Source organism: Thermodesulfovibrionales bacterium (assembly GCA_035686305.1).
In the GTDB taxonomy this organism is placed as follows: Bacteria; Nitrospirota; Thermodesulfovibrionia; order Thermodesulfovibrionales; family UBA9159; genus DASRZP01.
Map to the genome: position 1 here is coordinate 20,292 of DASRZP010000002.1, position 13,465 is coordinate 33,756.

Here is a 13,465-nt window from a genome sequence, read left to right on the forward strand (position 1 = left end):
ATTGTGACTGAAAAGATACGTGTAGCAATTGTAGTTTCCCATCCTATCCAGCATTTCATCCACTTATACCGTGCTTTGGCCAAACAGCCGTTCCTTGATCTGTTAGTTATTTATTGCTCGGACATAGGCGTCCGGAAATATTTTGATAAAGGCATGGGAGTTGAGATCACCTGGCACTCAGACCTGCTTTCCGGATATAAACATGTTTTTCTCCCAGAAGCCTCGAGAATTAATGGAACGGGCTTTCAATCGGTCAATAATCCAAGCATTTCTCGTGTGCTTAAAGAGTTCTCGCCCCATATCGTGAAGTTGCACGGATATGCGCAGATAACACTTCTTAGGGCTCTGTTCTGGTGCAGACTGCACGGAGTGCCCGTCCTTATCTGGTCGGACAGTGAGTTGCTCAGAATGCGCAAGCCTTTGAAGCGTTTCCTGAAGCAACTTGTCTTGCGGCCGTTCTTTTCCCTTTTCTCCGGCTTCTTGACCGTCGGAGAAAATAATGAAGCGTATTTCAGGAATTATGGCGTTTCTGCACGGCGAATGTTTCGGACCCCTTTTACGTTCGATGAGGACGCCATTCAGAAGTCAAGGGAAAACAGAGACTCGATTCGCAAAGAAATGAGAACGAAGCTTGGGATACCTGCTTCTGCTTTCGTCGTATTAGTTGTCGGCAAATTGGTTGAATACAAGCGTCCCGGAGATGTGATTGAGGCTTTGAGATTGCTGAAGGGTACAAGAAATAATGGGAAAGCGGTTTACGCTGTTTTTGTTGGAGACGGGGTTATCCGGGATTTATTAGAGAAACAGTGCGAGGGAGCACGTGAAAATTGCAGGTTTGCCGGGTTCGTCAATATCGATGAATTACCCGATTATTACGTTATGGCGGACGTTCTCGCACATGTTTCAGATGTCGACGCGCACCCGCTCTGCAACTCAGAGGCGATATTATCAGGCCTTCCTCTTATCTTAAGCGACAAGGTCGGAACCATCGGCGCAACGGATGTCGCTCGTCCCGGCAAGAACGCTATCGTGTGCTCCTGTGGAGACACCCGTGCAGTGGCTTACGCTATCGAGCGCTTGGCCAGCGATAAGGAACTTTATGATCGTATGAAAGATGAGTCTCTGAAGATCGCCAAGGAATTGAACATCTCCGCAAGCGTCAGAGGATTTATGAATGCGGTTTATTCAGTGATGCGATGATGCAATGAATGCAGGGTCGAAAGAGAAGACATCTATCGTCATTGCCGGAGATTTTCGTTATAACTCCACGGCGTTGGGGTTGGCGAACGGATTTAGATCCCTGGGATGGAGCGTGCGCGAAGTGGCGTTGAGTCGATCTTCCGGGCAGGAGTCTAAAATTGAACGAATTGTAAGACGGGCTCTACGGCCGTTCATTGTGCGTCGATATAACAATGATATTATTTCGACCGTAATAGCCTCAAGGCCTCATTTGTTTCTCACCGTGAAAGGCAGTTTCATTAGTCCGGCAACACTGAAAGTTATAGCTGAAGATTGTGTGCCTGCGGTGAATTATTTCCCCGACTGCCGGATGTCATATCCAGGGTTTGATGAATCAATCCTGTGCGGCTACGACAGGATTTTTACGACAAAGTCTTTCCACGTCGATTACCTAAAAGACAGACTCGGTCCGGATAAGGTCCAGTTCCTGCATCATGGATATATGACCGGTGTGCACGCGCCTCCCGATCTGTCAGCCCCCCTTTTTAATACGGATATCCTTTATATCGGAAACCACTCGCTGGAGAAGGAATCATGGCTCTTTTCAGTCAAGCGGCGATTTCCAAGGCTGAGAATAAAAATATTCGGCAACCGCTGGCAAAATGCTCATTGCAGTACAATTCTTGGAGAATCTGTAACTGGTGGTCCCGTTTACGGTAGGGACTATGCGGCGGCTATCCATTCCGCAAAAATAAATCTTGGAATCCATATGGGCATTACCGATAGCTCGGGATGGTATGACCGTGTGTCTACCAGAACATTCGAAATACCCGCTTGCAAGGGTTTTATGCTCCATGTGGACAATGAGGAAGTCCGGCAGCTCTTTGTGCCGGGAGTCGAGATCGATGTGTTCAAAAATATCGAGGAGTTGTTCGAAAAAATCGAGTACTATCTCGTCCGTGATGATATCAGAAGAGAGATGGTCGAACGGGCATACAACAGGTGCGTGCCTGCCTACAGTTATGACGCAAGGGCGAGGGTAATCGCCGATTGGCTTCTCTCGGAAAAAATGGCGGTCCAGTAAGGTATCAACTCTGGTTGTAAGATGGTTAATTTGAGAAAGGGAAGGATGGATATATTTATCACCATAGCGGGGATTGACGCGGCATCCGGAGGACCATCACGGTCTGTGCCGAGTCTTGCGCATCACTTGGGCTCAATGGACGGGATTGACGTCCGCCTGTTGACTTGCCTGCGTACCAGTGACGCGCGGGCCGTGGGTAATGGCAAATATTCAATATATTATTATTCATTTAATGGATCCCAACTCGGCATATTTAGGGCCGTCCGACGAATGCGAAAGGACTTGTCCTGCTGGGTGAGAGAACATGCCGGGAGGGCGGTTATCCACGATCAGGGGATTTGGCTGTTAAATAACCATGCGGCGATCGGGGTAGCAAAAAGGACCGGAATCCCTCTGGTCGTAAGCCCGCGCGGGATGCTTGAGCCGTGGGCAATCAATCATAAGGCATTTAAGAAGAAACTTGCGTGGCTTCTTTACCAGCGGGACGATCTTGCCTGCGTTGACCTCTTTCATGCAACATCGCAACAGGAGGCAGAAAATATTCTGGAGCTCGGGTTACGTAAGCCTGTAGCAATAATCCCCAACGGGATTACAATGCCGCTCTGTCGAGAGAAGACTAGGTCGGCTGATGGGAAGAAGACAATCCTTTTTCTATCACGGATTCATCCTAAGAAAGGTTTGCTTAATCTCGTCAGCGCCTGGCGGCAGGTTAAGGGTCCTGGATGGAAGATTGTAGTCGCCGGCCCCGATGAACGCGGCCATAAAGCAGAGGTAGTGAAGGCTATCAATGCGGCGGGGGTGCAGGACAGTTTCGAGTTGATCGGTTCGGTCGACGATATAGTAAAGTGGGATTGGTTCTTTAGAGCGGATATTTTTGTCCTGCCAACATTTTCTGAAAACTTCGGCATTGTGGTTGCTGAAGCCCTTGCTTGCGGAGTACCCGTTATAACTACTACCGGAGCTCCCTGGCAGGAACTTCAAACGCATAATTGCGGTTGGTGGATACGGATAGGCGTTGAGCCCCTGGCCGAAGCATTGCGGTCAGCGATTGCTTTAACAGATGAGGAGCGCTGCGAAATGGGTAAACGTGGTCGCAAACTGGTTGCCGATCGGTATTCATGGACTAAGATCGGAAGGGACATGGCAAACGTGTACGCCTGGGTCTTGGGCGACGGACCGAAGCCCGATTTCATAATGAAACCGTAAACGTGGTTGAGGAACTACATAGTGTAGCTCAACTGGGGGCTTGACGATCTGTCTCTCGATGGAGAGAAGGTTTGAAAAGTCGATGCAGATGGGTTAGGAACGGACGAACCGTATGCTTTTCTCGATGGCTGAGGGACTGATCTGGCTTTCTCTGCAAGAGTTCAGGCACAGATTTCCCGCAAACGCGGAATTTGTGGAATGCATGCGCGTCGCATCCATTCCTAGTCAGTCAGAGAGCTGATTAAGTAGGACTTGACACTGCTCACATATGACGGAAAAACCAGATTTGCACCCAAACGACCCAATAATAAAAGACACGCTATTGCTGCTGTCCGCCTGCATCAACCCAAAAGGCATGCCGGATGCTATCCTCGACGTTAAGCGCCGTATTTCCGACTACAAGGCTGCATTGAATTACTATATTACAAATCATCAGAAGGTATCCAGAATAGTATTTGTTGAGAATTCGGGATGGCCGCTAGATGAGATAAGGAAGGTCAGTGAAGTGAATCCCTACGGCAAGGAACTTGAATTTGTTTCTCTGGACATGAATGATTACCCGAGAGAATTCGGCAAAGGCTGGGGGGAACATCATCTCATTGGGAGTGCATTGGAATTATCGGCTCTGGCACTCAAAACCAGATATGTTGCAAAAATGACAGGTAGAATCTTTCTTTCTAATATTTCGCAAATTCTTCAAAGAATAAGAGGGCCGATAGAATTGTTGTGTGACTTTCGCGACCATCCGCTTTATGAGTGGCTCCACTTGCCTTATCCTGGACGTTATTGTGATACCAGATTTATTGTATTTACAAAAGAATTTTTTCAGATTAACCTGTCAATGCTTTCAGAATACCATATTGCCGGGCAATTTTCGATGGAGGAGAATTACTATCGGGCAATTAAGCCTCTTGAAAGAGGCAATACAGTTATTTGCCGTTTCCCGGTGGAGCCCAAATATAGAGGGATCGCCGGCCATGGAAGCAAGAACTATTCCAGTACGAAGGAAATCACTAAACAAACAGTACGTGGCCTTTGCCGCAAAATATGTCCGTTCCTTCGGATTTAGTTGCCGTCCGGTTCGATTACGCTACAATCATTTGTTCTTAAATCAGAAGGGTTATGAAAAATAACAATGATTCTCACAATAAGCTCGAAAGTTGCGAACGGATGACACTAGGCCATGCGCAAGAGATCGTCGAAATTGAGCATATGGAACGTTACAAATTCATTGCGCCGCTGGTCGTCGGCAAGGTGGTGGGTGATATTGCATGCGGATCAGGATATGGATCTGCCCTGTTGGCAAAATCAGGGGCGCAGCGAGTCAGCGGCTTTGATATTTCCGATCTTGCCGTAGCTTATGCCAAGGCTAATTACGCAGCAAACAATCTTCATTTCTTGGTCGATAATGCCGAATACTTAGAAACAGTGGACGATGATACTTTTGATCTTGTAGTTTCATTTGAGACTATTGAACACTTGCCCAATGTAGGTGCTTACCTGCGAACCCTTTACCGTGTACTACGGCCCGAGGGAGCCTTATTTGTTTCCACCCCTGATCGCCACTTTAGCACGCTCTATTATCTTCGCGGACGCCCTAACCATCCCTTTCACCTGCGTGAGTATAGTAAAAAGGAGTTTATTGGTGTGCTGTCCCAATACTTTCGTGTAGACAATTGTTATGGTCAAGCGTACATCCCCCACCCATTACCGTTTTGGCCGCTTCAGGTGACGCTCAAAGCTTCATGTTATCTATTGCGACAATGGGGCGCTTACAAGTTCATTAGATCCATCTATCAGATCGGATACGGTCTTCAAGTTCAGCGATCTGCACCGCGCTGGCCGTCGCTTGCCAGATTTTGGTTAGCGCAGTGCACGAAGCCCTGAAGACTGTTTGTCAACCGTTGAGCGTTGAGCCAAAACATTGACAGTGACCGGCACATTCGGCAATGCCGTGCTGCGCCGTTTTCTCAACTCGGAGATACGGGAAATCAGGATATTCAGCAGGGACGAAAAGAAGCAGGAAGACCTCAGGATCAAGCTGAAGAACGACAAAGTGAAATTCTACATCGGCGACGTTCGTGATTATGGTAGTACTAAGAACGCCATGACCGGAGTCGACTATGTCTTCAGCGCGGCCGCACTCAAGCAGGTCCCGTCATGCGAGTTTTATCCCCCTTGAGGCGGTGAAGACCAATGTGCTGGGACCGACGTTGTAGGCGTTGGATGTGAGAAGGAACGTTTGAGATTGCCAGTTCCACATACCCGGATATCCCTTTCTCCAGTATGGTGTGCTTGATGCCGTCGCATCGGCCGAAGTTATCAAACATCCGATCTTAGCGTGAAAAGGTCTCCTGTGACTGCGGAAAAAGTCGATATAGTAGACAACCGCAGGGCGTCGAACTATTCAAATAAGGAAATGCTGCTTAGGGTTGCCTGGGGAATGGTTACTCCATTGTTTCGCTTCAGTCCTAGAATTTCCTTCGGCTGGCGCAATTTCTTGTTGCGTTTGTTCGGTGCTGAGTTTGGGAGACATGTCCATAAATACAAAACGGCCACCATCTATATGCCCTGGAACCTGGTCATAGGTGACTGGTCAAGCATCGGAGAGCATGCATATATCTATAATTTGGGAACGATTACGATCGGTTCAAGAGCGACCATTTCGCACAGAGCGCATCTTTGCGCCGGCACGCATGATTATACATGCCCAGACCTGCCACTCCTGAAGCCCCCGATCAATGTTGCGGATCAGGCCTGGATCTGTGCCGACAGTTTTCTCGGTCCGGGAGTCACTGTGGGCGAAGGGGCCATAGTTGCCGCACGGGCAGTGGTTGTAAGAGATGGTGTTTCCTGGGACATCGTTGCCCGAAATCCTGCGAAGGCGATAAAGAAACGCGTCCTAAAGAGTCAGCCATGAATACGAACATAGACTTCTTGATTCAGACGCTCAATGAGGAAAAAAACCTCCCCTACGCCCTCGAAAGCTGTTCGTTTGCAGACCAGGTCTTCGTCCTCGATGCGGGTTCCAGCGACAGGACAAGACAGATTGCCGAAAGATCCGGCGCTATTTTCGAACACCATGAATGGGAAGGATTCGCCCGCCAGAAGAATTGGGGGTTGTGCAATCTGCCGATCAAGGCCGAATGGGTGTTTATCTTGGATGCTGATGAAGCAATAACACCGTTATTGCGTCATGAGTTGATCGCCATAGCTTCGGGAAAGGTTTCCACGAAGAACGCCGGATATCATGTGAACCGATATTTTGTCTGGGGAGGAAAGAGAATTCGCCATTGCGGTTACTACCCGTCCTGGAACCTCCGGTTTATAAGGCATGGCAGGGCAAGGTACGAGGATCGCGATGTTCATGAACACATGGTGGTCGATGGTCCCGTCGGATACCTTGAAAACGAGATGCGTCATGAAGATCGGCGGGGTCGAGATTATTTATGGCAGAAACATCTGAAATATGCGGAGCTCGAAGCGCGGGAGATGGTGAAGACTGTTTTGGGGCAATCAACCGGAGGTCTGAGGCCGTCTTTCCTTGGTAATACACTTGAAAGGCGCAGGGCAATAAAGGAAAGGATCTGGCCCTATTTGCCCGGCCGGTGGCTGTTCAGGTTCTTTTATATGTATATAATGAAGCGGGGCTTTCTTGACGGAAATGCAGGACTTGATATGTGTCTTTTTATGGCCCGCTATGAAATGGAAATTACACGAAAATACAGGTACTTAATAAAAGAGTCAGCCGTTGCATAAAATATCTATAATAACTGCAACTTTGAATAGCGAGGCGACTATCGGTGACTGTCTTGCTTCCATCCATGATCAAAGTATCGAAGTCGAGCATCTGATTATTGACGGCGGCTCGACTGACAGCACATTAGACATTGTCAAATCATATCCCCATGTCGCAACGATAGTTTCAGAACCCGATAGCGGCATCTATGATGCCATGAATAAGGGAATTAAACTGGCCACTGGAGATGTCATCGGCATATTGAATTCGGACGACTTCTACGCCGGCCTGGATACACTTGAGAAGGTCGCTCAGGTATTGTCGCAGGTCGGCATTGACTCCTGTTATGGCGATCTTGTCTATTTTGACCCGGCTGACACAGCGAGAATTGTGAGAAAGTGGAAGTCCGGTTATTATCATGACCGAAGGTTTCACTGGGGATGGATGCCTCCTCATCCGACCTTTTTTGTCCGGCGGTCCGTTTACGAGAAATACGGTGCCTTTAGACTAACCCTCGGCTCTGCCGCTGATTATGAGTTGATGCTTCGCCTCTTGGTCAAATGCAGGATCACCACTTCTTATATACCGGAGGTCCTTGTCAGGATGCGCGCAGGTGGAGTGAGCAACGTATCACTGAAGAACCGGCTAATGGCGAATCGAATGGACCGCCTCGCATGGGAGGTCAACGGATTACGACCTTATCCCTGGACAACATATCTTAAGCCGTTATCTAAGGTTATTCAGTTTTTGTGAAGAGAAAGAGATAGTTGGGAAGGAACACAGTAATGAAAGCATTCGAAGGAATCTCGATCAGCCCTGCGGGTTGGATGAAGGCGACATGTTATGCTGTCGTGCTGTTTCTCGTCTATTATACGGCTCTAAAGGAACTGTATTCTCAATGGTCGGGAGAGGAGTACTCATACTGCTGGTTTATTCCTTTCATTGTGCTCTACCTGATATGGGAAAAGCGGGCGGAGCTCGGCAGGCTCCCCTCCTCTCCTTCCTGGCAGGGGCTCGCGCTCCTCTGCATCGGTATCTTTCTTTTCTGGCTGGGTGAACTGGGGGGGGAGTACACTACGCTCTATGTGTCGCTCTGGTTTGTCATCATCGGGATTGTGTGGCTCCATATAGGCCGGGACAAGATGAAGAGCATTGCATTCCCGTTCGTGGTGATGCTTGCGATGTTCCCCCTGCCGACGTTTGTCTACACGCGCGTTACCCTATGGGCAAAGATGGTTTCGTCCCAGTTGGGCGCCTGGATGCTCCAGGCAGCAGGAATGCCCGTATATCGCGAGGGCAACATCATCGACCTCGGGTTCACCCGGCTTCAGGTCGTCGACGCCTGCAGCGGTCTCCGGTATATTGTGCCTATGATGCTCATCGGCCTCCTCATTGCATACTGGTTTAAGGGCCATATCTGGAAGAAAACGGCGCTGTTCCTTTTGTCCCTGCCGCTTTCGATCTTCATGAACAGTTTCAGAATCGCCTTTACCGGCATGTTATACAGTATTGTCGGCCCGGCCGCAGCAGAAGGTTTCTTCCATGGCTTTTCCGGATGGCTCGTCTTCATGGCAGCCTTTCCTGTCTTCCTTGCCGGGATGTGGGTCTTGAAGAGACTGCCCCCGAGGGATGCCGGAAGTGGAGATGCACTGGTGCATGTACGCGCGGATGCAGGGGCGGTGGAGTCCGTCACCCCCGAAAACCAGGACAAAGAGGCATCAACGGTGAAGAGACTCCTCCTCCCTCAATTCATCGTCAGCATGGCGATGCTTTTGCTGACTTTCGGATTCTCCCACGGTGTAGAGTTCCGTCAAAAGGTGCCGGTCAGTAAACCCTTCAACGAGTTTCCCATGGAGGTCGGGGAATGGAAGGGGACCAGCGAACAGATGGAATCGCAGTTTCGAAATGCCTTGAACTTTAGTGATTATATCATCGCGAATTACAGAAATCCGCAAGGTAAGACGGTGAACTTCTACGTTGCCTACTACCAGGACCAGCGAAAGGGCGAGTCAATTCATTCGCCGGAATCCTGTCTCCCGGGAAGCGGTTGGGATTTCAAGGACGCCGGTGCAGTAACCGTTCCCCTCAATGATGGCGGGTCTTCACTGCCGGTGAGCAGGGCTTATATGGAAAAGGCAGGAATGAGGGAACTCACGTACTACTGGTTCCCTCAGCGGGGCCGCACGCTCACAAAGCTCTACGAGCTCAAACTGTTCACATTCTGGGACGCGTTGACGAAGCAGAGGACAGACGGCGCATTGGTACGCGTGATAACGCCGGTATACGATTCAGAGGGGATGAAGGATGCCGAAGAGCGTCTGCAGTCTTTCACGAGAAAGATCGTGCCGGTCCTGGAAGGGTTCATCCCCGGTAAGGACCTGCGGTAAGCCTCATGATATACGCAACGACCCTGCTGATGTCGGTGTTCATCACCGTCAGCCTGATGCCGATCACGGTGAAGCTGGCAACCAGGTATCAAATGGTTGATTTCCCCAACCCGCGAAAGGTACACGTGCGACCTGTGCCGAGGATCGGAGGTCTGGCGATGGCTGCCGGAGCCTTTCTTCCGATCATCATCTGGATGCCGTCGGATCAATTTGTGAGGGCCTTCATGGCATCGACGGGTACGCTTGTGCTGTTCGGTTTCGTTGATGATATGAAAGGACTTGGATACAAGACAAAATTTGCCGGACAGATCCTCGCGGCAGTGATCATCGTGGTCTTCGGAGGCGTCAGGATAGACTCCATGGGAAGCCTCCTGCCTGGCGGAATGCAATTGCCTGGGTGGTTTTCTTTCCCCTTCACTCTCGTCGCGATTGTTGGTGTCACAAATGCCGTCAACATGGCCGATGGCCTGGACGGTCTGGCAGGCGGCATTTCCCTTCTCGTACTGTGCTGTATAGGATATCTTGCCCATATTCAGGGGAATACCGTTGTTATCCTTCTGTCATTGGCACTGGCAGGCGCGATTTTCGGATTCCTCCGCTATAACACCTATCCTGCGAATATCTTCATGGGCGATACAGGAAGCCAGCTCCTCGGGTTTGCGTCGGTGGTGCTTGCAATGAAGGTTACCCAGGGCGACACGCCCTTCAGCCCCGTCTTGCCGCTGATCATCCTCGGCTTTCCCATCCTCGATACGCTGACCGTTATGGCGGAACGGATAAGAGAGGGCAGGTCTCCCTTCTCTCCGGACAAGAACCACTTTCATCACCGGCTCATGGGCCTCGGACTTTCACATACCGAGGCGGTCTTCGCGATCTATCTTGTCCAGGCGGCGATGATCGTTTCAGCCATCCTCTTCAAGTATTACTCGGATTGGGCGCTTGTTATCTCGTATGCCGTTTTTTCCGCAGTCGTCATAAGCGCCTTTGCCGTTGCCGGCAGGAAAGGGTATCGCTTCTCATGGCATCCGGTGATCGGTCAGATGATCAGGGGGAGATTGCGAAGAATCAGGGATGACAACTGGATTACCAGGATATCATTCGCCCTCTCGAGTATAATCGTTCCGGTGCTCCTTCTCTTGTCCTGCCTTCTTCCTGCAAATATCCCCGGATATGTCTCTTTCATCGCCGTGTGCTTCTCTTTGCTCATCGTAGCGGTTCGGCTCCTTTGGAAGGGGCAGATGGGTTTCTGCCTGAGGTTTGTGGTCTATCTGACTGTCCCCCTTGTCCTCTACCTCATTCGGGAAGGCAGAGGGGCCTGGCACGGCGAAATAATGTTCACCCTGTATCATCTCTCCTTCGGTCTGACGGCGCTCTTCGTTCTTCTCTCGGTGAAATACGCGAATAATACGAAGGCATTCAGGATGACGACCATGGACTTTCTCGTTATCTTCATCGCCGTTGTCGTGCCCAATCTGCCTGACCAGTCGATCCAGAACTACCACCTGGGACTTCTCGCGGTAGAGATCATCGTGCTGTTATTCAGTTATGAAGTCCTGATTACCGAGCGTCGGGGAAGACTCGATGCCTTAACAGCTTCGACCCTGCTGGCCCTGACACTCCTCGCTATAAGGGGCGGAGCGGGATTATAGCAAAGAACGATGTCTTGGAGGGGTAGGCCTGTGTGCCTAGCCGGTCTTCAGGAGACGCCCCTCCACAGCAAGCAAAATAAGGAGGAGATCTCATGTTCATGAAGCGTAGAATGATGCTCGGAGTGGCGATGATGCTGACTGCTGTCGCGCTTTTGTCGGGCTGCGGCGGGCCGGAGGAAAAGAAGGCCAAGTTTTACAGCAAGGGCAAGGCGTTGTATGAAAGAGGGGATTATGTGAAAGCCGGACTGGAGTTTAAGAATGCCGTCCAGATCGATCCCAAGTATGCTGACGCTTACTACATGCTCGGGCTCGTCGCACTGAAATCAGGAGACCCCAGGGCCGCGTACGGGAGTTTTTCCAAAGTCGTAGAACTCTCGCCGCAGCACGCCGGCGCCCAGATACAACTCGGCTGGTTTCTGTTAGGTGCAGGGAAGACAGGCGAGGCGATGGATAAGGTTGAACTCGTCCTGAAGGGCGAACCGAAAGACGAGGATGCCCTTATTCTCAAAGGGGCTGTCTTGGTGAAGAAGAAGCGTAATGACGAGGCCCGTCGATTCCTGGAATCCGTTGTGGGACGGGATATCCGAAAACCGGAGGGCTATCTGCTCCTGAGCTCTCTTTACGCGCAGAAGGGAGATACGGAGGGTGTCGAAAAGAGACTGCTCGAGGGTATAAAGCTCAATGAAAAGGCGGTGCCTCTCCACCTGGCCCTTGCAGACCTTTACCTGAAAACGAAGAGGACCGATGAGGCAGCGGGCGTTATGCAGAAGCTCGTCAAACTGGAGCCTGAGGCATCCCGGCATCATCTTACGCTCGCAGGGATTTACTGGAATGCAGGCAAAGAACAGCAGGCTGTGGACGTGCTGAAATCATTCGTATCGGCCGATCCGAAAAAGGAGGAACGATGGGTCCAGACGGCAGACTTCTATAATACGAGGAACAGACCGGCCGAAGCCGAACAGCAGTTAAAAGAAGGAATCCGCGTGAACGAGAAAAGCTTCCGGATTCGCTTTGCCCTGAGCGCGCTGTATGTGAGTACCAACCGCCCTGATCAAGCCATCGCTGCACTTCAGGAATGTCTGAAGCTGGAGAAGGATTCGGCGAATCCCCAGGTCCTCTATGCGAAGAATTCTCTTGCCCAAATCTATTTTGCCCGGCAGGCAATCGACAAAGCAACAAAATATCTCGATGAGGTGCTCAAGGAAAGCCCGAAGAACCTCGATGCAAATTACCTGAAGGGTACCATCCATCTCAGAAAGCTGGAAGGGGTGCAGGCAGTTTCATCGTTCCGGACCGTGATCAGCGACAACCCGCAATTCATTCCGGGATACATCAGTCTTGCCGAAGCTCATGCCGTGAATAAGGAGATGAATCTTGCCTTCGACACCCTCCGGGATGCATTGAAGATCGCGCCCGGTTCAAGGGATGTGATCCGCGCAATGGCCCGCCTCTACGGGGTCCAGAAAGATTTCAAGAATGCCGAAGCCCAATATCGCGGGCTTCTTGCTGCCAATCCCAAAGACCTTGAAGTCAGGGCCGACCTGGGGGACCTCATGATGAGGGCAGGGGATTTCAGAAAGGCAGAGACCGAATACGCTGCTATAGAGAGGCTGGCGCCCAACCATCCCCTGGGCTATGTCAAACTGAGCGCCTGTTACATGGCACAAAGAAAATGGGACAAGGCAATCGCAGAACTTGAGAATGTCGTGCGCACCCATCCGGAGCTGTGGTCGCCTGCGAATGATCTCGCGTACCTCTTGACTGAATACGGCGGAGGAAGGAAAGACCTCGACCGGGCTCTTCTCCTCGCAGAGAAGGCGAAATCTCTGAATCCTGACAATCCCGCTGTCATGGATACCGTCGGCTGGATCAACTACCGGAAGGGTGATCTGAATCAGGCCGTTGCCCTACTCGCTAAGGCGCAGGAGAAGGCCCCTGGGAACCCCTCGATCAATTATCATCTGGGTATGGCATATAGCCGCGCCGGCGACGCCTCGAAGGCGAAGGAATATCTGAAGATTGCACTCGCTTCAAAGACCGATTTCCCCGGCAAGGAGGAGGCTGAGAAGACCATGGCAGGGATCCGTTAGCACATCTGAAAATGAGTTGAGAAGTCCTTAGCATCGGAAAGCCTGGATCGAGGGATGATCGTTTGATCTTGATTCAGGCTTTCTGCCACTGAAGCACTCCAGGCGAACTGCCGATTCGACCCTGCCTGAAA

12 protein-coding genes are annotated in these 13,465 nt (G+C 50.7%); all 12 read left to right on the forward strand.

The features are described 5' to 3' along the window. The first annotated feature begins 3 nt into the window (after positions 1-3). Entirely contained in the window at positions 4-1,200 is a 1,197-nt protein-coding gene (locus tag VFG09_00110; GenBank protein ID HET6513542.1) for a glycosyltransferase family 4 protein, read from the forward strand. A 316-nt stretch (positions 1,201-1,516) separates the two neighbouring features. Then, a complete protein-coding gene (locus VFG09_00115) occupies positions 1,517-2,263 on the forward strand; it encodes a glycosyltransferase (protein ID HET6513543.1) in 747 nt (248 codons plus the stop codon). Positions 2,264-2,284: 21 nt separating this feature from the next. Then, positions 2,285-3,469: a glycosyltransferase gene (locus VFG09_00120; GenBank protein HET6513544.1), complete on the forward strand. Its 1,185-nt coding sequence runs from the start codon at positions 2,285-2,287 to the stop codon at positions 3,467-3,469. A gap of 268 nt (positions 3,470-3,737) precedes the next feature. Then, a complete protein-coding gene (locus VFG09_00125) occupies positions 3,738-4,538 on the forward strand; it encodes a hypothetical protein (GenBank protein HET6513545.1) in 801 nt (266 codons plus the stop codon). Between the two features lie 53 nt (positions 4,539-4,591). Continuing rightward, entirely contained in the window at positions 4,592-5,356 is a 765-nt protein-coding gene (locus VFG09_00130) for a class I SAM-dependent methyltransferase (protein ID HET6513546.1), read from the forward strand. Positions 5,357-5,399: 43 nt separating this feature from the next. Further along, the gene (locus tag VFG09_00135) at positions 5,400-5,651 is read left to right on the forward strand and encodes a polysaccharide biosynthesis protein (protein HET6513547.1); all 252 of its coding nucleotides are present in this window, start codon (positions 5,400-5,402) and stop codon (positions 5,649-5,651) included. Positions 5,652-5,825: 174 nt separating this feature from the next. Then, entirely contained in the window at positions 5,826-6,389 is a 564-nt protein-coding gene (locus tag VFG09_00140; protein HET6513548.1) for a hypothetical protein, read from the forward strand. Then, positions 6,386-7,228, forward strand: a complete 843-nt coding sequence (locus VFG09_00145; GenBank protein HET6513549.1) for a glycosyltransferase family 2 protein — start codon at positions 6,386-6,388, stop codon at positions 7,226-7,228. The genes VFG09_00140 and VFG09_00145 overlap by 4 nt, the downstream gene beginning before the upstream one ends. Further along, positions 7,221-7,961: a glycosyltransferase family 2 protein gene (locus tag VFG09_00150; GenBank protein HET6513550.1), complete on the forward strand. Its 741-nt coding sequence runs from the start codon at positions 7,221-7,223 to the stop codon at positions 7,959-7,961. Before VFG09_00145 ends, VFG09_00150 begins: the two co-directional genes overlap by 8 nt. 32 nt (positions 7,962-7,993) lie before the next feature. Continuing rightward, positions 7,994-9,595, forward strand: coding sequence for a VPLPA-CTERM-specific exosortase XrtD (gene xrtD / locus VFG09_00155; protein HET6513551.1), 1,602 nt, complete (start codon positions 7,994-7,996; stop codon positions 9,593-9,595). 5 nt (positions 9,596-9,600) lie between these two features. After that, positions 9,601-11,244 carry an MraY family glycosyltransferase gene (locus VFG09_00160; protein HET6513552.1) on the forward strand — a complete coding sequence of 548 codons (1,644 nt, stop codon included), beginning with the start codon at positions 9,601-9,603 and terminating at the stop codon, positions 11,242-11,244. Positions 11,245-11,342: 98 nt separating this feature from the next. After that, a complete protein-coding gene (locus VFG09_00165) occupies positions 11,343-13,334 on the forward strand; it encodes a tetratricopeptide repeat protein (protein ID HET6513553.1) in 1,992 nt (663 codons plus the stop codon). Positions 13,335-13,465 lie beyond the last annotated feature (131 nt).